Annotated in this window: 18 protein-coding genes; 12 read left to right on the forward strand and 6 right to left on the reverse strand. The window is 67.7% G+C overall.

Going from position 1 to position 20,865, the window contains the following annotated elements; all coding sequences use genetic code 11:
- Positions 1 to 36 precede the first annotated feature (36 nt).
- From FOB72_RS29610 to FOB72_RS29650, 9 genes are all read left to right on the forward strand, one after another.
- Entirely contained in the window at positions 37 to 978 is a 942-nt protein-coding gene (locus FOB72_RS29610; protein ID WP_150376798.1) for a LysR substrate-binding domain-containing protein, read from the forward strand.
- A 151-nt stretch (positions 979 to 1,129) separates the two neighbouring features.
- Entirely contained in the window at positions 1,130 to 2,551 is a 1,422-nt protein-coding gene (gene tcuA / locus FOB72_RS29615) for an FAD-dependent tricarballylate dehydrogenase TcuA (protein ID WP_150376799.1), read from the forward strand.
- Positions 2,538 to 3,722, forward strand: coding sequence for a tricarballylate utilization 4Fe-4S protein TcuB (gene tcuB, locus FOB72_RS29620; protein ID WP_150376800.1), 1,185 nt, complete (start codon positions 2,538 to 2,540; stop codon positions 3,720 to 3,722). Before tcuA ends, tcuB begins: the two co-directional genes overlap by 14 nt.
- 28 nt (positions 3,723 to 3,750) lie before the next feature.
- Positions 3,751 to 4,539, forward strand: a complete 789-nt coding sequence (locus FOB72_RS29625) for a class II aldolase/adducin family protein (protein ID WP_150376801.1) — start codon at positions 3,751 to 3,753, stop codon at positions 4,537 to 4,539.
- A gap of 58 nt (positions 4,540 to 4,597) precedes the next feature.
- On the forward strand, positions 4,598 to 5,575 hold the full coding sequence (locus tag FOB72_RS29630; RefSeq protein ID WP_223851638.1) for a Bug family tripartite tricarboxylate transporter substrate binding protein: 978 nt from the start codon (positions 4,598 to 4,600) through the stop codon (positions 5,573 to 5,575).
- A gap of 25 nt (positions 5,576 to 5,600) precedes the next feature.
- Positions 5,601 to 6,506 carry an amidohydrolase family protein gene (locus FOB72_RS29635; RefSeq protein ID WP_150376802.1) on the forward strand — a complete coding sequence of 302 codons (906 nt, stop codon included), beginning with the start codon at positions 5,601 to 5,603 and terminating at the stop codon, positions 6,504 to 6,506.
- A 34-nt stretch (positions 6,507 to 6,540) separates the two neighbouring features.
- A complete protein-coding gene (locus tag FOB72_RS29640) occupies positions 6,541 to 7,524 on the forward strand; it encodes a Bug family tripartite tricarboxylate transporter substrate binding protein (RefSeq protein ID WP_150376803.1) in 984 nt (327 codons plus the stop codon).
- 12 nt (positions 7,525 to 7,536) lie between these two features.
- Positions 7,537 to 8,544, forward strand: coding sequence for a D-2-hydroxyacid dehydrogenase (locus FOB72_RS29645; RefSeq protein WP_150376804.1), 1,008 nt, complete (start codon positions 7,537 to 7,539; stop codon positions 8,542 to 8,544).
- A 131-nt stretch (positions 8,545 to 8,675) separates the two neighbouring features.
- Positions 8,676 to 9,086, forward strand: a complete 411-nt coding sequence (locus tag FOB72_RS29650) for a response regulator (protein WP_150376805.1) — start codon at positions 8,676 to 8,678, stop codon at positions 9,084 to 9,086.
- 5 nt (positions 9,087 to 9,091) lie between these two features.
- Here FOB72_RS29650 and FOB72_RS29655 read toward each other — a convergent pair whose 3' ends face one another.
- The gene (locus FOB72_RS29655; RefSeq protein ID WP_150376806.1) at positions 9,092 to 9,745 is read right to left on the reverse strand and encodes an HD domain-containing protein; all 654 of its coding nucleotides are present in this window, start codon (positions 9,743 to 9,745) and stop codon (positions 9,092 to 9,094) included.
- A 130-nt stretch (positions 9,746 to 9,875) separates the two neighbouring features.
- Here FOB72_RS29655 and FOB72_RS29660 point away from each other — a divergent pair, with 130 nt between their 5' ends.
- On the forward strand, positions 9,876 to 10,859 hold the full coding sequence (locus FOB72_RS29660; RefSeq protein ID WP_150376807.1) for a GlxA family transcriptional regulator: 984 nt from the start codon (positions 9,876 to 9,878) through the stop codon (positions 10,857 to 10,859).
- A 19-nt stretch (positions 10,860 to 10,878) separates the two neighbouring features.
- Here the strand turns inward: FOB72_RS29660 and FOB72_RS29665 are convergent, their stop codons facing one another.
- From FOB72_RS29665 to FOB72_RS29680, 4 genes are all read right to left on the reverse strand, one after another.
- A complete protein-coding gene (locus FOB72_RS29665) occupies positions 10,879 to 11,550 on the reverse strand; it encodes a CGNR zinc finger domain-containing protein (protein WP_150376808.1) in 672 nt (223 codons plus the stop codon).
- A gap of 90 nt (positions 11,551 to 11,640) precedes the next feature.
- Positions 11,641 to 13,290: a TolC family protein gene (locus tag FOB72_RS29670; RefSeq protein WP_223851639.1), complete on the reverse strand. Its 1,650-nt coding sequence runs from the start codon at positions 13,288 to 13,290 to the stop codon at positions 11,641 to 11,643.
- 1 nt (position 13,291) lies between these two features.
- Positions 13,292 to 14,557, reverse strand: coding sequence for an efflux RND transporter periplasmic adaptor subunit (locus tag FOB72_RS29675; RefSeq protein WP_150376809.1), 1,266 nt, complete (start codon positions 14,555 to 14,557; stop codon positions 13,292 to 13,294).
- Complete coding sequence (locus FOB72_RS29680; protein ID WP_150376810.1) at positions 14,554 to 17,727, reverse strand: efflux RND transporter permease subunit; 3,174 nt, start codon at positions 17,725 to 17,727, stop codon at positions 14,554 to 14,556. Before FOB72_RS29680 ends, FOB72_RS29675 begins: the two co-directional genes overlap by 4 nt.
- Before the next feature lie 167 nt (positions 17,728 to 17,894).
- On the opposite strand from FOB72_RS29680, the gene FOB72_RS29685 reads away from it, so the two are divergent.
- Together FOB72_RS29685 and FOB72_RS29690 are read left to right on the forward strand one after the other, a co-directional pair.
- Positions 17,895 to 18,569, forward strand: coding sequence for a heavy metal response regulator transcription factor (locus FOB72_RS29685; RefSeq protein WP_109583381.1), 675 nt, complete (start codon positions 17,895 to 17,897; stop codon positions 18,567 to 18,569).
- Entirely contained in the window at positions 18,566 to 19,954 is a 1,389-nt protein-coding gene (locus FOB72_RS29690; protein WP_150376811.1) for a heavy metal sensor histidine kinase, read from the forward strand. Before FOB72_RS29685 ends, FOB72_RS29690 begins: the two co-directional genes overlap by 4 nt.
- 49 nt (positions 19,955 to 20,003) lie before the next feature.
- Here the strand turns inward: FOB72_RS29690 and FOB72_RS29695 are convergent, their stop codons facing one another.
- A complete protein-coding gene (locus FOB72_RS29695; RefSeq protein WP_150376812.1) occupies positions 20,004 to 20,732 on the reverse strand; it encodes an SDR family oxidoreductase in 729 nt (242 codons plus the stop codon).
- Between the last annotated feature and the right edge of the window lie 133 nt (positions 20,733 to 20,865).

Below are 20,865 nucleotides of genomic sequence, written 5' to 3' on the forward strand. Positions count from 1 at the left end.
CTCCAATCTGGTATAAGTGGCGCATAGGGGAGACAGATGGAACTGCGCCAGCTTCAGTATTTCGTACGGGTGGTCGAACTAGGCAGCATGAGCCGGGCAGCGCTCGAGCTCGATATGGTGCAGTCGGCCATCAGCCAGCAGATCAGCCGGCTCGAGAGCGAATTGTCCACGCGTCTGCTGCGCCGTGCGCCGCATGGGGTCACACCGACCGAGGCCGGGCTCGCGTTCTTTCACGAGGCGCAGCTTACGCTCCGCCATGCCGAGCAGGCGAAGCGGGCCGCGCATCAGGCGCGGCTGTCCGGGACCGTGAGCGTCGGGCTGGCGCCGACCACCGCGTCCGTGGTCGGCGTGCCGCTGATGCGCGCGATGCGCGAGCGGTATCCCGATGTGCGCCTGCATATGGTCGAAAGTCTCTCCGGCCACCTCACCGCGATGCTCAACGCGCGGCAACTCGACCTCGCCGTCCTGTTCGACACGAACGCCGCGCGCCGCTGGACCGTCTTGCCGCTGCTCGAGGAAACGCTGTTCCTCATCCGCTCGCGCGCGGCATTGCCCCAGGGCCGCGCCGATCCGCCCACGCATCTGTCGATCGTCGATCTCGAAGCAATCCCGCTGATCATGCCCACGGGGCTCCACGGCCTGCGCAGCACGCTCGACGCCGCGTTCACGCGGGCCAAGGTCGTGCCGAACGTGGTGCAGGAAGTGGACTCGCTGGCGATGCTGATGGACGCGGTGGATATGGGCTTCGGCGCCACGCTGCAGCCCTGGGCCGCCGTCGGCCGCTATCCCGACGCGGAAAAACGCTTCCATCTCGCGCAGATCGACGACCCCAAGGTCGGCCGCCAGAACCTGCTTTGCAGTCTGTCCGACGACGAGCTGTCGCCCGCCGCCCTCGCGCTGCGCGTGGTGCTGGCCGATACCGCCCGCAGCCTCGTGCGCTCGGGCGGCTGGCATGGCGCGCGCCTGATGGAGGCATAGCCGCCACCGGCAGGGGTATCACGATTTGTGATGCCCCCATGCCGTGCAGGGGATTCGCAGGGGGAGGTGTGACCGATACAGTTCCGGCACGCTTCCACAAGATTTCAATCGTGTCTTCCCTCCCCACTCGAGCCAGAAAGGACGTCCGGCCATGATCGACGTTCTCGTCATTGGCGGCGGCAACGCCGCGTTGTGCGCGGCCCTGATGGCGCGCGAGGCCGGCGCCAGCGTGATGCTGCTGGAATCCGCACCGCGCGAATGGCGCGGCGGCAACTCGCAGCACACCCGCAACCTGCGTTGCATGCACGACGCCCCGCAGGACGTGCTCGTCGACGCCTATCCCGAAGAGGAGTTCTGGCAGGACCTGCTTAAGGTCACCGGTGGCATCACCAACGAACACCTCGCGCGCCTCGTGATCCGGGCGTCGTCGAATTGCCGCGACTGGATGCGCAGCCATGGCGTGCACTTCCAGCCGCCGCTGTCCGGCGCGCTGCATGTCGCGCGCACCAATGCGTTCTTCATGGGCGGCGGCAAGGCCCTGGTCAATGCGTACTACCGCAGCGCCGAAAACCTCGGCGTGCAGATCCGCTACAACGCGCCTGTCGATGCGATCGAGCTCGACGGGGACCGTTTCGTGGCCGCGCGTATCGGCAAGGAGCGCATCGAGGCACGTGCCTGCGTGCTGGCCGCCGGCGGCTTCGAGTCGAACCGCGAATGGCTGCGCGAAGCGTGGGGCCAGAACGAGCGCGGCGAATGGCCGGCCGACAACTTCCTGATCCGCGGCACGCGCTTCAATATGGGCGTGCTGCTCAAGTACATGATCGAGGCCGGCGCCGATGCGATCGGCGATCCGTCGCAATCGCACTGCGTGGCCATCGACGCGCGCGCGCCGCTGTACGACGGCGGCATCTGCACGCGTATCGACTGCGTGTCGCTGGGCGTGGTGCTCAATGCCAACGCCGAGCGCTTCTACGACGAGGGCGAGGACTTCTGGCCCAAGCGCTACGCGATCTGGGGCCGTCTGGTGGCACAGCAGCCGAACCAGATCGGCTACTCGATCATCGATGCCAAGGCCGTGGGCCGCTTCATGCCGCCGGTGTTCCCGGGCGTGACCGCCAATACGCTGCCCGAACTCGCGCGCAAGCTCGGCCTCGACGAGGCCACGTTCATGCGCACGATCGACGACTACAACGCCGCGTGCCGCGTCGGCAAGTTCGACCACACGGTGCTCGACGACTGCCATACCGAGGGCGTGACCCCGGCGAAGACCCACTGGGCGCGTCCGCTCGACACGGCACCGTTCTACGGTTACGCGCTGCGTCCCGGCATCACGTTCACGTACCTCGGCCTCAAGGTCAACGACAAGGCCGCCGTGCACTTCGACGGCAAGCCGAGCGAGAACCTGTTCGTCGCGGGCGAGATGATGGCGGGCAACGTGCTCGGCAAGGGTTATACGGCCGGCGTCGGCATGTCGATCGGTACGGCGTTCGGCCGCATCGCCGGCACCGAGGCGGCGCGTGCCGCCGCCGGCGCCAAAAAGGAATCACGGGAAATCGAGCATGCAAGTTCTTGAAGCGCTGACCCGCGAGGCAGCCTCGCTGGGCGAGGGCGCGCTGCCGCTCGCCGGTACTCTCACGGCAGACGAGGGCGAAGTCGCCCGCACGCTGCAGATCTGCAATGCCTGCCGCTATTGCGAGGGCTTTTGCGCGGTATTCCCGTCGATGACGCGCCGCCTGGAGTTCGGCAAGGCCGATATCCACTATCTGGCGAACCTGTGCCACAACTGCGGCGCATGCTTCCATGCCTGCCAGTACGCGCCGCCACACGAGTTCGCCGTGAACATCCCGCAGGCGATGGCCAAGGTGCGCGTGCAGACGTACGGCGACTATGCGTTTCCGGCCGCGCTCGGGGGCCTGTATCGCCGTGCCGGCCTGACCACGGCGCTCGCGCTGGCCGCGGGCCTCGCGCTGTTCCTGCTGATGGTGCTCGGCATGCGCGGCACGCTGCTGCATGAGCCGCTGGCCGGCAACTTCTACGCGATCTTCCCGCATAACCTGCTGGCCGCGATGTTCGGCGTGGTGTTCGGGTTCGCGGTGATCGCGCTCGGGATTGGCGTGACGCGATTCTGGCGGCAGGTATCGCCCGGCACGCGGCCGAACGATTCGCGCGGCGCCGCGATCGGCGGCGCGGCCCACGACGCGCTGCGCCTGAAGTACCTCGACGGCGGACACGGCGAAGGCTGCAACAACGACGACGACGCGTTCACGCTCGCACGCCGCAGGTTCCACCACTTCACGTTCTATGGCTTCATGCTGTGCTTCGCGGCGACGGCCGTCGCCACGCTGTACCACTACCTGCTGGATCTGCACGCGCCGTACCCGTTCCTGAGCCTGCCCGTGCTGCTGGGCACCGCCGGCGGCATCGGCCTGCTGATCGGGCCGGCCGGCCTGCTGTGGCTGAACCTGCGCCGCGACCCGCGTACGATGGATCTGGCGCAGCGTCCGATGGACCGTGGCTTTATCGCGCTGCTGCTGCTGACCAGCGCGAGCGGCCTGGCATTGCTCGCTTTCCGCGATACGTCGGCGATGGCCGCGCTGCTCGCGATCCACCTTGGCATCGTGATGGCGCTGTTCCTGACGTTGCCTTATGGCAAGTTCGCGCACGGAATCTTCCGCAGCGCGGCGCTGTTGAAGTGGAATATCGAGAAGCGCCGGCCCAGCGATCTGGCCCTCGGCGCCGATTGAACGAGATAGACACCAAAGGAGATGCACCATGACGAAACCCGGCGTACTGAACATCCCGTCGATGCGCGACCGCTGCAGCGAGGCGGAATGGAAGGCGCGCGTGGATCTGGCCGCGTGCTACCGGCTCGTTGAGCTATACGGCATGGCCGACATGATGGCCAACCATATCTCGGTGCGCGTGCCCGACGAAGAGGGCGCATTCCTGATCAACGCGTACGGCATGATGTACGAGGAGATCACGGCATCGAGCCTGATCAAGGTGGACCACGCGGGCAACATCCTGTCGAAGCCCGATTTCGGCGACCTGAACTACGGCATCAACAAGGCCGGGTACGTGATCCACAGCGCCGTGCACCATGCGCGTCCGGAGGTGGCCTGCGTGATCCACACGCATAGCTGGGCGTCGATGGCGATCTCCTCGCTCGCTTGCGGCCTGCAGCCGCTGACGCAGACGGCGATGCGCTTTCTCAAGATCGGCTACCACGACTATCAGGGCGTGGTGCTGGATACGGCCGAACAGGAATCGCTGATCGCCGACCTCGGTACCGGCGAGGCGCTGATCCTGCGCAACCACGGCGCGCTGACCGTCGGCAATACCGTGGGCGAGGCGTTCAACTGGATGCACCGTCTGGAGCTCGCCTGCCGCGCCCAGATCGGCGCGATGGCATGCAATACGCCGATGCAGCACGTGCCGCAGGACGTGCTGGAAGCCACGTGGAACAACTACCAGCCGGGCACGCGCCGTCCTTACGGCGTCATGGAATGGCCCGCGCTGCTGCGCAAGCTGGATCGGCTGGACCCGAGCTATCGGGACTGATCCCGGCTGGCGGGACCGCAGGAACGGGTAAAACTATTACTAGAGACGAGAGACGAGCATGAACAGAAGACGCATGCTGGCGCAGATGCTGGCTATCGGCGCGGCCCCCATGATGATGACCACGGCGCGTGCGCAGGCGCTGCCGAACAAGCCCGTCACGCTGATCGTGCCGTTCGCGCCGGGCGGCAACCTCGATGTGGTGGCGCGCGCCGTCGCGCCCGCGCTCGAGCAGCAGCTGGGCCGCAACGTGATCGTCGATAACCGCCCCGGCGCGGGCGGCGTGATCGGCGCGAGCGCCGTGGCGCGCGCCGAGGCCGACGGCTCGATGCTGCTGGTGACCACACCCAACGCGATCGTCGTGCTGCCGCGCATGACGAAGACCAATTACAAGCTCGTGAGCTTCGCCCCGGTGGGCCTGGTATCGACGACCGCGCTCGTGGTGGTGGTCAAGGGCAACGACACGCGCTTCAAGGACGTGCGCGCGCTGCTCGACTTCGCAAAGAAGAATCCAGGCAAGGTCGCATCGGGCCACGCGGGTCCGGGTACGACCAACCATATGGCGACGCTGCAGCTCGAGGACGCGGCCGGCATCAAGCTGAACCAGGTGCCGTACAAGGGTTCGGCGCCCGCGCTCGTGGACCTGCTAGGCGGGCAGATCGACATGGTGGTGGACCAGCTGACGAGTTCGGCCCCGCATATCCAGTCGGGCGCGCTGCGCGCGATTGCCGTGATGTCGCGCGATCGCGACCCCGCGCTGCCGAACGTGCCGACGCTGCGCGAAGCGGGCCTGGCCAACTTCGACGCGACCACGGCGACCACGCTGCTCGCACCGGCCGGCACGCCCGCGGCCGTGGTGGAGACCATCAATACCGCGCTGCGCAAGGCGCTGGCCGAGGAGCAGGTGAAGACGCGCCTGCTGACGGTGGGCAGCCTGGCCAGGTCCTCCACTTCGAAGGAGGTGGCCGACCGGCTCGCGCAGGAAGATGCGCGCGCGCAGACGCTGGCCGCATCGGGCCGCCTGAAGGCGGCGGAATAACAGCAACGAACGCGGAGACAACGCCATGACACGCCCCTGCCTGCCCGCACCGGACCAGATCGCCGCGCTTGCATTCCAGGCGCCCGCCGGCGCCTGCGACAGCCATGCGCACGTGTTCGGTCCCTACGACCGTTTTCCGCTTGCCGAAGATCGCAGCTACACGCCGACGGCGTATCCGGCCGATACGTTCATCGCGCATCTGGACCAGCTCGGCCTCGAACGCGGCGTGCTGGTGACGGCGAGCGCCAGCGGCACCGGCGTCGGCAATGCGGTCGTGCTGGACGCGCTGCGCAAGTATCCGACGCGCCTGCGCGGCATTGCCGTGCCCGCACCGGACACCAGCGACGCAGATCTGGACGACTGGCACGCGGCCGGCGTACGGGGCGCGCGCTTCAACCTGTATCAGGTCGATGGCCACGCGGTGTATCGCAACGGCTCCGGCATCGAAGTGCTGGAAGCCATCGCGCCGCGTCTGCGCGAGCGCGGCTGGCATGCGCAGATCTGGATCCATGCGCCGGACCTCGTCGAGATGGGCCCGCGCCTCGGGAAACTCGGCATTCCGCTGGTCGTGGACCATATGGGCCGCATGGCGACCACGCGCGGCGTGAACGACCCGGGCTTCCAGGCGCTGTGCGCGCTGCTCGCCGAAGGGGTGGCCTGGACCAAGATCTCGGGTGCCGATCGCAACAACCCCGGCGGCGGTGTCGCGGCCACACCCTACGAATCCGTGGATCCGTTTGCGAAGGCCTTGCTCGCGGCCAATCCGGATCAGGTGGTGTGGGGCTCGGACTGGCCGCATATCAATTATTTCGATCCCGCGAACATGCCGGACGATGGCGTGCTGTTCAACCTGCTGGCGCGCTGGATGCCCGATGCGGCGATGCGCGAGCGCGTGCTCGTGACGAACCCGGCGCGGCTGTACGACTTCTGATCGTCGCGCCACATATCAATACAGGAGACACGCCATGCCCCGCTTCATGTTCCCGCCGCCGCGGCGCCTGCTGCAGGCGCTCGCCCTTGCCGTCGCGGCAACCTCGGCCGTCGCGCACGCCGCGGATGAATATCCCACGAAGCCCGTGCGCGTGGTGGTGGCGTTCACCGCCGGTGGCACCACGGACATGCTGGCGCGCAGCGTGAGCCAGCATCTGTCGCAAAAGCTCAAGCAGTCGTTCGTGATCGACAATCGTCCGGGCGCCGGCGGCAATATCGGCACGGAGTTCGTCGTGCGCTCGCCCGCCGACGGCTACACGCTGCTCGTCGACTCGGTGGGCCCGATCGCGATCAACCAGACGCTGTACAAGCGGCTGAACTACGATCCGCTCAAGGACCTCGTGCCCGTGGTGCAGATTGCCGACGTGCCAAACGTGCTGGTCGTTCATCCCTCGCTGCCGGTGAAGAACTTCGACGAGTTCGTGGCGTACGCGAAGGCCAATCCGGGCAAGCTCAACTACAGTTCCACGGGCGTCGGCACGTCGTCGCACCTGTCGGGCTTCATGCTGACCGAGCGCATCGGCGCGCCGGCCACGCATATCCCGTACAAGGGCGCGGACGCGCTCAACGACTTGCTGACGGGCCGCGTGCAATTCATGTTCGCGACGATTCCGTCGGTGATCTCGCATATCCAGGCGGGCAAGCTGCGCGCGATCGCGGTCAGCAGCGCCAAGCGGTCGCGTTCGCTGCCCGATCTGCCGACGGTGGCGGAAAAGGGCTTCCCGGGCTTCGAAGCGGGCTCGTGGTTTGGTATCTTTGCCCCCAGGGGCACGCCGCCCGCGGTGATCGCCAAGGTCAACCAGGCCGTCAACGAGGCGCTGCCGTCGCTGCAGGCGCAGATGATCCGCGAAGGTGCGGACCCCGTGGGCGGCACGCCCGAGCAGTTCGGCAAGTTCACGCAGAAGGAATACCTGAAGTGGAAGGAAGTGGTGCGCGCCTCGGGCGCGTCCGTCGATTGAAAGGGAGGGAGCATGTCTGACGCTGGTGCCGCGCCGCTGCGGATTCTGATGTCCGATGCCGCGCGCGAGCAGTACGCGGCTTCGATCGATACGGCATTGGCCGGCCGCCCCTGGGTGCCCGTGCAGGTGCCGTCGGTCGAGGATCGCACCATCGTCGATGCCGATATCGCGTTTGTCTCGCGCGACGTCACGGGGCTCTCCACCAAGCACGAGATCCAGCCCGTCACGGGCCGGTTCTATACCGCGATGCTGGAAGCACCGTCGCTGCGCTGGGCGCACGTGCATTCCGCGGGCGCCGATCGCGCGGTGTTCGTGCAGCTGCGCGAGCGCGGCGTGACGGTGACTACCTCGTCCGGCGCCAATGCGGGTGTGGTCGCGCAGACCGCGCTGGCGGGACTGCTGGCGCTGGCGCGGCATCTGCCGCTGCTCTACGACGCGCAGCGCGAACGCCGCTGGGCGCCGCTCATGCGCTCCGGCATGCCGCGCGACCTGCAGGGACAGACCGCGACGATCGTCGGCTGGGGGCCCATCGGCCAGCAGATCGGCGCGGTGCTCCGGCTGTTCGGCATGAAGCTGATCGTCGTGCGCCAGCGCGCCACGCCGGCCGGCCCCGATTGCGAGACCGTGACGTTCGCCGGTTTTCGTGCGGTGCTGCCGCGTACCGACTGGCTGATACTCGCGTGCCCGCTCACGGGTGACACGCGTGGCCTCGTCGATGCGGCGGCGCTGGCCGGCCTCGCCGACGGGGCGCGGCTCGTCAACGTCTCGCGCGGCGAAGTCGTCGATGAGCCGGCGCTGATCGACGCGCTCGGTTCCGGCAAGCTGGCCGGCGCCTACCTCGACGTCTTCGCGCACGAGCCGCTGCCCGAGGCGTCGCCGCTGTGGACGCTGCCGAACGTCATCGCCACGCCCCATAGCGCGGGTTTCTCGGATGGCAACGCGGCGCGCGTGGTCGAGATCTTCCTGGACAACCTGCGCAGCTTCGGCCGCGGCGAGCCGATGCGCAACGTGGTGGGCTGAGCTGGAGTGTGGGGCGAAATTTCGCCTCACACATGCAGAAAAGGCTTACAGCATTTGCGGAAGCCATCGTATTCCGCAAGCCTGGATGAGCGTGCATGATGAGGGCTCGATAACTCGCCTCTGGTCATGCCGTGTCATCGCAGCGAAATCTCCCGTCCTCCCCTCGCATCCTCGTCGCCGAGGACCATCCGGTCTGCGCGTTGGTGCTCAAGAACGACCTCGCCGAGCTCGGCGCCTTCGATATCGCCGTATGCGACTGCGGCGTCAGCGCGTGGCGCGCATGGCTGCGCGCGCCCGCCGCGCTGCTGATTACCGATCTCAACATGCCTCGCATGGACGGCATGACGCTTGCGCGGGCCATTCGCGCGGCCGAGGTGCGCACGAGCCACCGGACCGTGATTGCCGCGCTCACGGCCTCGTTCACGCCGACCCAGCGCATGCATTGCGCGCAGTCCGGTATCGACGAGCTGCTGCTCAAACCGCTGGAGCTCGGCGCGCTCGAGGCGCTGCTGAAGCGGCACCTCGTCGGCCAACGCGCGTAGCCGCCTCAGCCCTTCCACGCGGAGTTGCGGATCACGCTGCAGAAGTTGCCGCGATGGAAGTGCGGCTCCTTGTCCGCGATGACATCGGCCTTGACGTTGCCGAACGTGGTATCGGGCTTGTGCCGGATGCCGTCGTAGAACGCCTGCAGGATGTCTTCCTTGAAATGCTCGGTGCGCGGGTGCTGGTGCACGACGGCCTCGCGATGGTCGTCGCTGAACTGGTCGTAGCGAATGCCGAGCACATCCATCTCCACCCCCGTCGTCACGAGCGCGACGACCGGATGCATGAACTCCGGAATGCCGGGCGTCGTGTGCAGCGCGATGGCGGTCCACACCGTATCGATATCGCGCTGGTCGATGCCGCGGCTGCGCAGGAAGGCCGCGGCCGCATTGGCGCCATCTACCTCGAAGCGTTTGTCGGCACTGCCGTGCTGCGGCGTCAGGCCCATGTCGTGGAACATCGCACCCGCATAGAGGAGCTCGGCGTCGTAGTCCACGCCCTGGCGCAGACCCATGCGCTGGCCCGTGAGCGCGGCCCAGTAATAGACGCGGCTGGAATGGTTGAACAGCAGCGCGGATTCGGTGTCGCGGACGACCTCGGTGATTTCGCGCGCGAGCTTGCTGTCGGGAATGGCGATGCCGCCGATCGAGAATTGCATGGCTGACTCCTTGGTTGCAGCGTGATGTGCTGGGGTTGAATCGAGTGTAGGAGTGCGGGTATGATGGCTGCAATCGTCGTGTAACGACGATTTAAGACATACGCGACAGACGCGGACCGGAGGATGCCCCATGCCATCGCGCACCATTGCCATCGTCGCCACGCAGGGCGTGCAGCTGCTCGACGTCTCGGGGCCGCTCGACGTGTTCGCGGAGGCCAACGCGCAGTCGGGCACGGAGGCCTACCGGTTGCAGGTGATCGGTGTCCGGCGCGGCCCCATCGAGTCGTCGTCGCGCGTGCGGCTGCTTCCGGACCTGGTCATCGAGAACGATCCGCACGGGCGCGGCCTGCCGCGCGTGCACACGATGCTCGTGGCCGGTGCGCCGCATATCGCGGACGCGGCGCCCGATGCCATGCTCGCGCACTGGCTCCGCAATGTGGTGCCGTACGTCAGGCGCTACGGTTCAGTGTGCAGCGGCGCGTTTATCCTTGCGGAAGCGGGACTGCTGTCCGGCAAGCGGCTCACCACCCACTGGGCGGTGGCCGACGAGCTCGCCCGGCGCCATCCCGACCTCACGATCGATGTCGATGCGATCCACGTGCGCGACGGCAAGCTGCGCACCGCGGCCGGCGTGACAGCGGGGCTGGATCTCGCGCTGGCGCTCGTGGAAGAGGACCTCGGCCGCGAGGTGGCGATGCGCGTGGCGAGCCAGCTCGTGATGTACTTCAAGCGGCCGGGTGGGCAGGCGCAGTTCAGTCGTCGCGCGGCACCTGCCGCGGAGAACCGCTCGGCATTGCAGGAATTACAACGCTGGGTCGCCGCGCATCCGGCGGCGCGGCACGATGTCCCCGCGCTGGCCGCGCGCATCGGCGTCAGCGCGCGTCATCTGACGCGGCTCTTTCGCGAGGAGATCGGCATTACGCCGGCTAGCTGGGTGGAGGCCGCGCGGGTATCGGCCGCGCGGGAGCTGCTGGAGCAGGGCCACCTTGCACCGAAGCAGGTCGCGGCCGAGTGTGGTTTCTCCAGCGTGGATACGTTGCGTCGCGCGTTTCTGCGCGTGGTCGGCGTGACGCCGGCCGACTATCGCAAGCGGCACGCGCTCGGCGCGCGTTGAAACGGGTCCGGACGTGAGGTCAGGCGGCGTCGCTCTTGTTGTTCGCGTTGGCCGCACCCGCCGCATTGGCGGCAGCGGTAGCAGTGGCTTCACGCTTGCGATACGCGGCCACCTTGTGGCGGTTGCCGCAGAGCGCCATGCTGCACCAGCGGCGGCGATGCGCGCGCGTGCGGTCGTAGAACCACATCGAGCACGTTTCGCTTTCGCATTTGCGGATCAGCGAGAAGTCGCCGTTCGCGAGCAGGTCCGCGGCGGACAGTGCCAGCGGGACCAGGCACTGCATCGGCGTGTCGGTCGGATAGACACGCGCGAGGCGAATCCTGCCGCTCTCGGCGGGCGTGAGTAACGCGCGGCAGGCATCGGCTGCAAGATAATCATTGAGCAGCGTCACGTCGACGTCGCCATTGGCCTTGCGCTGGCTCACGGCCTTGCGCAGCGACTCGCGCAGCGCGGTGGCCGCGGCGAGCAGGCCCTGCGGACGATGCTCGGGCATTTCGCCGTTGGGCAGCAGCGACACGCGCTCGAGCCATTGCCATACATCCTCGTCGGTCTGCCAGCGGTCGACCGGTGCATCGAGCGCGCGCTCGAGCGTATTCAGCAGGTCCAGTGCGGGATGGTCGGCGAGTAGCCGGGGCGCATCGGAAGACGTGTTGTTGGACGAAGCCGTTGACGAAGTGGAGGCGGGCGACATCGATGGAGCTCCTGCAAGTTCGCGTGAACAGCGTTCGAATGTAATGCAAAACGCTTGCGCCGGCAGGTCCTTTCAACAAAATGCGTGCGGTTACTGAGCATGTGCCATCGCAGACGGCGATGATTTCGACGCGTGTGGCGATGGCTCTTCCCCATTTGATGCGCGCCAGCCGCCGCCGAGGGACTTCACGAGCAGGACATTCGCGGTCCATGCGCGCCGTCGCACGGACTCCAGCGCACGCGCGTCCGCGAGCGCGTTGGCCTGCAATACGCTGACGTCCAGGTACGACACCGCACCCAGCCGATAGCGGTCGAGTCCCGCGCGCAACGCCACCGCGGAGGCATCGGCCGCGATGCGATCGTTGTCCGTTGCATCGCGCAAGGCTTGCACGGAGGCGTACCCATCTTCCACCTCCTGCATCGCGCGCAGCACGGTCTGGCGGTAGTCGGCCGCGCTGGCGTCGAAGCGCGCGTACGCGCTGTCTTCGCCGGCCTGCCGTCGTCCTCCATCGAACAGCGTGCCCGCGATGGCAGGCCCCACGGCCCAGAAACGGCTCGGCGCGGTGAGCCACCCGGCGAGCCCCGAGCTCTCGAAGCCGAGCCCGAGGTTCAGCATCAGGTCCGGGAAGAATGCCGCGCGCGCGACGCCGATATCCGCGTTGGCCGCGGCGACGCGACGTTCCGCGGCCGCGATATCGGGGCGGCGTTCGAGCAGTTGCGAGGGGACTGCGCGCGGGGCGGCCGGCATCTGGGCGATATCGGCATAGAGGTCATCGTTGTTGCAATTATTACCAGTGCAATCGAGCGTTGTGCCGAACGTCGGCATGTCATGCGCAATTTTTGCATCGGCGCGCGCGGGCAGCGAGAACGTGCTGGCGGACTCGCCGAGCAACGTGGCCAGCGCATGTTCGATCTGCGTGCGCGACAGCTGCACATCGGCGAGCTGCGCGCGCGTGGACGCGAGTTGCGCGCGGGATTGCGCGACGTCGCCTTCGATCGCGATGCCGTTGCGGTAGCGGTTGGTGACGAGGTCCAGCACGGCCTGGTAGGTATCGATCGTGCGCGTGAGCAGCCCAGCCTCTCGGTCGAGCGAGCGAATGGCCAGGTAGTCGATGGCGATATCGGCCTGCACGCCGAGCCTCACCGCCGCCACGTCGTCGGCGCTGGCGTCCACGCGTGCCTGCGCGGCATCGACTTCGTTGCGGATGCGGCCAAACAGGTCGGGCTCCCACGACGCCGTGATGCCGAGCGCGTGGTCGGGCGTCGTATGTCCCGCGAGCGAGTGGCCGCGCACGTTCGCCGACAGGTGGTTGCTCGTGACGCTCGCGCCCGCGCCGACGGTCGGATAGAACTGCGAGCGCGCGGCGCTGACCTGCGTGCGCGCGTCCTGCAGCAGGGCCACGGCCTTGATCACGGTCTGGCTCGTGATGTCGACGCGCGCTTCGAGCGCGTCGAGGTCCTTGTCGCCATAGGCGCGCCACCATTCGGGTGCGATATGCGAGGGGCCGCCCGGATGGGCGGGGGTGGCGCTGGCTTGCGCGTAGTCGCTGCGCGCGCCGGCATAGGTCTCCCGGTATGCGGTGGGCAGCGTCATCGTGGGCCGTTGATAGACGGGGGCGGTGGAGCACCCCGCAGTGAGTGCGGCAACGAACGCGGCAACGAACGCGGCAACCGACGCGGCAGATAGCGCGGGCATCGGGACGGGCATCGGGACGGGGATAGGGCCAATGCGGATAGGCATCTCAGGCTCCCTGCGTGCCGTCGGTGGCCACGCGCACCGTCGTGCCATCGACCACCGCATCGCCGGGGTTGAGCACCACGCGCTCGCCACCTTGCAGGCCGCTGCGGATCTCGACATGCGAGCCGAAGTCGCGCCCCAGCGATACCGGTACGAGCCGCAGCTTCGACGCGGAATCGACCACCGCGACGAACGTGCCGCGCGGGAGGAAGACGAGCGTGCTGGCCGGGAGGTCGAAGCCGGGCTGCGCCGCGTGCAGGGACAGATGGGCTTCGGCGTAGGCGCCAGGCAGGATGCTGCCGTTCTGGCCGTCGGCATCGAGCTCCACGCGCAGCGTGCGCGTGACGGGATCGATGGCCTCCGCGTTGCGGGCGACCGTTGCGGGAAACTTGCGGCCCGGCCATTGGGGCAGCGCGAGCCATGCCTCGGTCTTGCCGTCGAGCAGGGCGCTGTCGCTTTGCGGCAGCTGCACATAGACACGCAGGCGGTTGCCCTGCGACAGATGGAACAACTCGGCACCGCGGCCCTGGCCCTGCGTCAGGTTCTGGCTCGTGCCCGAGGTCGTGTTGCTGCTGCCGGCATCGATGAGCGCGCCGGTATCGACGTTGCGCGCGGTGATGACGCCATCGAACGGGGCGCGCACATGCGTGTAGTCGAGCAACTGCGCGAGCCGCGAGACGTTGGCGTTGGCGGCCGCGAGCAGGGCGCGCGTGGCTTCCATCTCGGCGGTCTTCTGGTCCGCGTCCTGTTGCGCGACCGAATGCGCGGCGAGCATGTCGCGCCAGCGGGCGGCGGTTTGCTGGGCGATCGCGAAGTTGGCCGTGGCGGTGGCCACGTCGGCGCGAGCCTGCCTCAGCTGGTCCGAGATTTCGGGGGCATCGATATCGGCGAGCAGCTGGCCGGCTTTCACGGGCGTGCCGATATCGACGTACCAGTGGCGCAGATAGCCGCTGATGCGCGCGCGCACGGCCGCATCTTCATAGGCCTGCACGTCGGCGGGCAGGGTCAGGTCCGTGGTCGCGGGCGCTTTGCGGGGCTGCGTGACTGCGACCACGGGCGCGGCATTGTCGGCGGTGCGTGCGTCGAGCACGGCGGTGGCGTGCAGGCGCGGCAGGATGCCGGTGACCAGCGCGGCGGTCACGATCGCCGCGGCGGCGACGATACCGATCGCGAGGGCCTTGCGATGACCGCGCGTGGGCCGCGGGCCGGCCGAGTTTGCCGCGGGGCTGGATGGCGTCTGTACGGACGTGTCGGGAACGGGCGCGTTCATGCGAGGCCTTTCTGGGGAGCAGCGGGGAGTAGGGAAGACGTGCCCTTGCCGCGCACGCCATGCAGCAGCGCGAACAGCACGGGAACGAGTACGAGTGTGGCGACGGTGCCGCAGGCGAGTCCACCGATGACCGCGCGGCCGAGCGGCGCGTTCTGCGCGCCGGCGCCGCCGGAGCCGAGCGCCATCGGGATCATGCCGAACAGCATGGCCAGCGCGGTCATGACCACCGGGCGGAAGCGCGCGATACCGGCCTCCAGCGCGGCCTGCAGCGGCGCGGCGCCCTCCGCCAGCAGTTCGCGCGCGCGGCTCACCACGAGAATGCTGTTCGCGGTGGCGATGCCGATACACATGATCGCGCCCGTGAGCGCCGGCACGCTGATCGTCGTGCCGGTCACGAACAGCATCCACGCCATGCCCGACATCGCCACCGGCAGACCGCCGATGATCGCGACCGGATCGCGCCAGGACTGGAAGTTGACGACCATCAGCAGGTACACGAGCACGATGGCGCCGGCGAGCCCGGTGATCAGCCCGAAGAACGACTGCTGCATCGTGCTGACCTGCCCGCGCACGACGATGGTCGAGCCGGGCGGCAGCTCCTTGCGGATCTGCGCGACCATGCGGTCGATCTCGCGCGCCACGGCACCGAGGTCGCGGCCGCGCACGGCACCGAAGATATCGAGCACGGGCTGCACGTTGTAGTGCGAGACCACACCTTCCTCGTTGATACGAGAGATATGGCCGAACAGGCCGATCTCCGCCGCGCCGCCGTTGCGGCCCGTATTGAGTCCGAGATTGACCGGAATATTGGCAAGCGTCTGCAGCGAGCCCATCGCGTACTGCGGCACCGACACCACGAGCGGATAGCTGACGCCATTCGCCGGATTGAGCCAGAAGTTCGGCGTGGTCTGGCTGCTGCCCGAGAGCGCGATCAGCAGGTTCTGTGCGACCTCGCGCTGCGTCAGGCCGGCCTGCAACGCACGCGTGCGATCGACATCGACGGTCAGCGCGGGCTGGTCGGCCGGCTGCTGGATATGCACGTCGGCCAGGCCCGGCACCTGCGTCATCATCGTCGCGAGCTTCTGGGCGACCACGCGGTTGCCGGCAAGATTGTTGCCCACGATCTGTACGTCGATCGGTGACGGCAGGCCGAAGTTCAGGATCTGGCTGACGATATCGGCGGGCAGGAACGAGAAGCTCACGCCCGGAAACGCCTTGGGCAGGGCCGCGGCCAGCCGTTCGACATCGGGCGCGGTGGCCCCGCCGTTGGGCTTGAGCGTGACGAGGATTTCGGCATCGCCGGTACCGATGGGCAGCGTCGAGTCGTAGGTCAGGTTGATACCGCTGACCGGCAGGCCGATGTTGTCGACGATATCGGCCACGCGATCCGCGCCCACGACGCTCCGGATCTTCGCTTCCACGAGTTCCGCGATGCGCGCGGTTTCCTCGATGCGAGTCCCGGTGCGCGCGCGCATGTGAATCCGAATCTCGCCGCTGTCCACGGCCGGGAAGAAGTCCTGGCCGAGCCACGGCACGAGCGTCAGCGACGCGGCGCAGGCGAGCGCGAAGCCGATGACCGCGCGTTTCGGCGCAGCCAGCACGGCCGTCAGCACGGCCGAGTACCGCGCGCGCACTGCCTCGAACCCGCGCTCGAAGCGCTGGTGCCAGGCGGACGGTGTGCCGTGCGACTCCCCGCGGAGAATGTAATGCGCGAGCGTCGGCAGCAGCGTGCGCGACAGGAAGTAGGACGCCATCATCGCGAAGACCACTGACTCCGCCAGCGGCACGAACAGATAGCGCGCCACGCCGGAGAGCAGGAACATCGGCAGGAACACGATGCAGATGCACAGCGTGGAGACCAGCGTCGGCAGGGCGATCTGCGCGGAGCCGTCGAGGATGGCCTGCTCGAGCGGCTTGCCCGCCTCGCGATGGTGCGTGATGTTCTCGATCGCCACGGTCGCGTCGTCCACGAGCACGCCCACCGCCAGCGCGAGGCCGCCCAGCGTCATGATGTTCAGTGTCTGGCCGAGCGCGGACAGCGCGATCAGCGCCGCGAGCACGGACAGCGGAATCGTGATGCCGATGATCAGCGTCGAGCGCCAGCTGCCGAGGAACAGCAGGATCATCGTTGCCGTGAGGCAGGCCGCGACCAGCGCTTCGTGCAGCACGCCATGGATGGCCGCCGTGACGAACACCGACTGGTCCGAAATCGGCTGGACCTCGAGCGCCTTGGGCAGCCCCGCCGTGATGCGCGGCAGCAGCGCCTTGATCTGGGCGATGATCGTCAGCGTGGAAGCATTGCCGCTCTTCTCGACCTCGAGCAGCGCCGCGCGCTTGCCGTCGCGGCGCACGATATTGGTCTGCGGCGCGTAGCCATCCCGCACATGGGCGACATCGCGCACGTAGATCATCGTGCCATCGGCGCCGGCCCGCACGGGCAGGTCGTTCAGCGCATCGACGGTGGCCGTGCTGCCGTTGAGGTCGACGCGGTACTCGAGCGCGCCGATTTTCGCGGTGCCGCCCGGCAGGATCAGGCTCTGCGCGTTGATCGCGTTGACCACGTCGAGCGGGGACAGCCCGCGCGCCTGCAGGGCATGGCTGTCGATATCGACCATGACCTGCCGCACCTTGCCGCCATAGGGCAGCGGGATGGCCGCGCCCTGCACGGTCGAAAGCTGCGTGCGGATGAAGTTGTTGCCCAGGTCGTACAGCGTCTGCTCGGGCAGCGTCTTGCTGCCGAGCGCCAGCCGCAGGATGGGGACGGTGGAGGCGCTGTAGCTGAGCACGAGCGGCGGCGTGGTGCCCGGCGGCAGCAGCCGCAGGATCGACTGCGCGCCCGAGGAAGCCTGGGCGATGGCGCGCGTCACGTCCGCGCCCGGGTGGAAGAACACCTTGATCACGGCCACGCCGGCCACGGTCTGCGACTCGATATGCTCGATATTGTCGACATCGCTGGTCAGCGATCGCTCGTAGACCGTCACGATGCGCCGCGACATGTCCTCGGCGGACAGCCCGTTGTAGTTCCAGACGATGCTGACCACGGGGATGTCGATTGCCGGCAGGATATCGGTCGGCGTGCGCAGCAGCGCCAGCGGTCCGGCAATCAGCAGGCAGATGGCGAGCACGACGAAGGTATAGGGCCGCGACAGGGCGAGCCGGACGATCCACATGCGGGGGCTCCGAGGGTGTGTTTTTACCGAAACGGAGTCTAAGGAGTGGTCGGCTCGCCGATTGGGGACAAAACCATTACAGTTCTGTCATGCACTTCGGGGTGCGCGGACCCTATCATCGAGTCAACCTGAACAACAGTGTCCCGGTACGGAAAGATGGAGCAGCAATGAGAATCCTGGTGGTGGAGGACGAGCCGAAAACGGCCGAATACCTGCGCAAGGGACTGACCGAGTCGGCCTTCGTGGTCGATCTGGCCGTGACCGGCCGGGACGGGCTGCACCAGGCGCTCGAGACCGACTACGACCTCGTCATCCTGGACGTGATGCTGCCCGGCATGAACGGCTGGGAAGTCCTCAAGCAGCTGCGCGAGCAGAAAGACACGCCCGTGCTGTTCCTGACCGCGCGGGACGACGTGGACGACCGCGTGCGGGGGCTCGAACTCGGCGGTGACGACTATCTGGCCAAGCCGTTCGCGTTCGTCGAGCTGCTGGCCCGCGTCCGTACGCTGCTGCGCCGCGGTCCCGTGCGCGAGTCCGAGCGCATCGAGATCGAGGATCTGGAGATCGACCTGATCCGCCACCGCGTGCTGCGCGCCGGCCAGCGCATCGACCTCACGCCGCGCGAGTTCGCGCTGCTCCATTTCCTGGCGCGCCGCCACGGCGAGGTCCTCAGCCGCACGCAGATCGCCTCCCATGTCTGGGACATGAACTTCGATAGCGATACCAATGTGGTCGACGTCGCCATCCGCCGCCTGCGCGCGAAGATGGACGACCAGTTCGCGCCCAAGCTGATCCACAGCGTGCGCGGCATCGGCTACGTGCTAGAGAACCGCAGATCGTGAGGCGCGGTCATTCGCTGACGCTGCGCCTGGCGCTGGCGTTCTCGCTCGTGGGCGGCATCGCGTTCGCATGCGTGGGCGCCTATCTCTATCGCGCGCTGGCCACGCAGATCATCGAGCGCGACGATGCCGAACTGATGCGCAAGGCCGTGCGCGTGCGCGCCGAGCTGGCCGTCCATCATGCGACGGCGGCCGATCGTTGGCGCGAGGTCAGCGCCGTGATGTCGGGCAACGACGAGTTCGGCCTCGATATCCGCGATGCCGGCGGCGTGCTCATGGTGGAGGCCAATCCCGACGGGAGCGCTTTCCCCGAGATGGCGGTGGTGCCCGTGTCGCAGCCCGTGACGCGCGATGCGGTCTATCTGTGGCGCAGCATGCACGATTACCCGGTGCGCGGGCTGGCGCTCGATGCGGCCGTGGCCGACAACGGCCCGACCGTGCGCGTGACGATCTATCAGGTGGCGCGGTCGCGCGTGCAGCTATTGCGCGCGTATCGCTGGAAGCTGCTGGCGGCGGCCGGTATCGGCGCGCTGACGGTCGGGCTGCTCGGCTTCGCGGCCCTGCGCGCGGGCATGGCGCCGCTGCGGCGCATGGCGGCCGGCACCGAATCGGTGACGTTCTCCAGCGTCGCGCTGCCGATCGATCCGTCGCAACTGCCGCGCGAACTCGAGGAACTGGCGCTCGCGCTCCAGCAGATGATCGTGCGGCTGCAGGAGGCCTACGACCGGCTGTCGCGCTTCTCCTCGGACCTCGCGCACGACTTCCGCACGCCCATCGGCAATCTGCTCGGCCAGACGCAGGTGGCGCTGTCGAGCGAGCGGACGGCCGAGGAATATCAGGCGCTGCTGGCTTCCAACGTGGAAGAGTACGAGCGGCTGTCGCGGATGATCGAGAACATGCTGTTCCTGGCGCGCGCCGACAACGCGCGGGTGGCCATCAACGTAGTGGAACTCGACCTGGCGTCCGAACTGAGCCGGCAGGCCGACTACTTCGAATTGCTGGCCGATGCCAAGCAGATCTCGTTCGGCGTGGATGCGAAGGGCACGGTCAGGGCGGACGCGATGCTGCTTCGGCGCGCGCTGAGCAACCTGATCTCGAACGCGGTCCGGCACACGCCGGAGGGGCAGCGCATCTTCCTGACCGCGACGCAGGACGCCACCACCACGCGGATCGAGGTCAGTAACCCGGGGCCCGGCATTCCGGCCGAGGATCTGCCGAAGATCTTCGACCGATTTTTCCGCGGCGATCCGGCCCGCACGAACTCGGGCGAGTCGTCGGGCATCGGGCTGGCCATCGTCAAGACCATCATGGACCTCCATCGCGGCAGCGTGGAGGTGGAGTCCGAGCCGGGCGGCATGACGCGCTTCCGGCTGGTCTTTCCGCGTTGATTGGGACCAGCCGCGGCCAGGCGGGACCAGGCGGGGGTGGGAGGGGCGGTCAGAACGACTCCATCCACGGGCGGATATCGAGTTCGTGCGTCCACGCGTCGCGCGGCTGGTTGTGCAGCATCCAGTAGGTGTCCGCGATGTGCTCGGGGTTGACGATGCCTTCCTGCTCCTTGAGCTTGTACCGCTCGGGGAACGTCTCGCGGATGAACTCGGTGTCGATGGCCCCGTCCACGATCAGCTGGGCGACGTGAAGCCCCTTCGGCCCGAGTTCGCGCGCCATCGATTGCGCCAGCGCGCGTAGCCCGTGCTTGGCCCCCGCAAAGGCCGCATACCCCGCGCGGCCGCGCAGGCTCGCGGTGGCGCCGGTAAAGAAGATCGAGCCCCGTTCGCGGGGCAGCATCACGCGCGCGGCCTCGCGGCCCATCAGGAAGCCCGCGAAACAGGCCATTTCCCACACCTTGTAATAGACGCGCGCGGTCGTCTCGACGATATCGAAGCGTACGTTCGCGCCGATATTGAACACGGCAACCTCGATGGGCGCGATATCGGTCTCGATCTTGCGGAACAGTTCGGCAACCTCGTCCTCCTTGCGCGCGTCGGAGCCGAACGCATGGGCCACGCCGCCCTCGGCCTCGATCTGGGCGACCAGCGGCGCGAGCTTTTCCGCATTGCGGCGCGTCACGCAGGCGATATAGCCCTCGCGCGCGAAGCGCCGCGCGATCGCACCGCCGGTGGCGTCTCCCGCGCCGATCACGAGCACCGCTTTCTTTTCAGCCATCGAAGTCTCCGTATTGTCTGAATTGCAGAATCATGGACTGCATATCGGTTCAGTATGGCGTTCGGACTTCCCATCGTCAACCTTTTGGCAGCCACAAATTGCTGTTTTAGACCGCATTGCGGTATATTGGATT

This window comes from Cupriavidus pauculus (genome assembly GCF_008693385.1).
Taxonomy (GTDB): Bacteria; Pseudomonadota; Gammaproteobacteria; order Burkholderiales; family Burkholderiaceae; genus Cupriavidus; species Cupriavidus pauculus_D.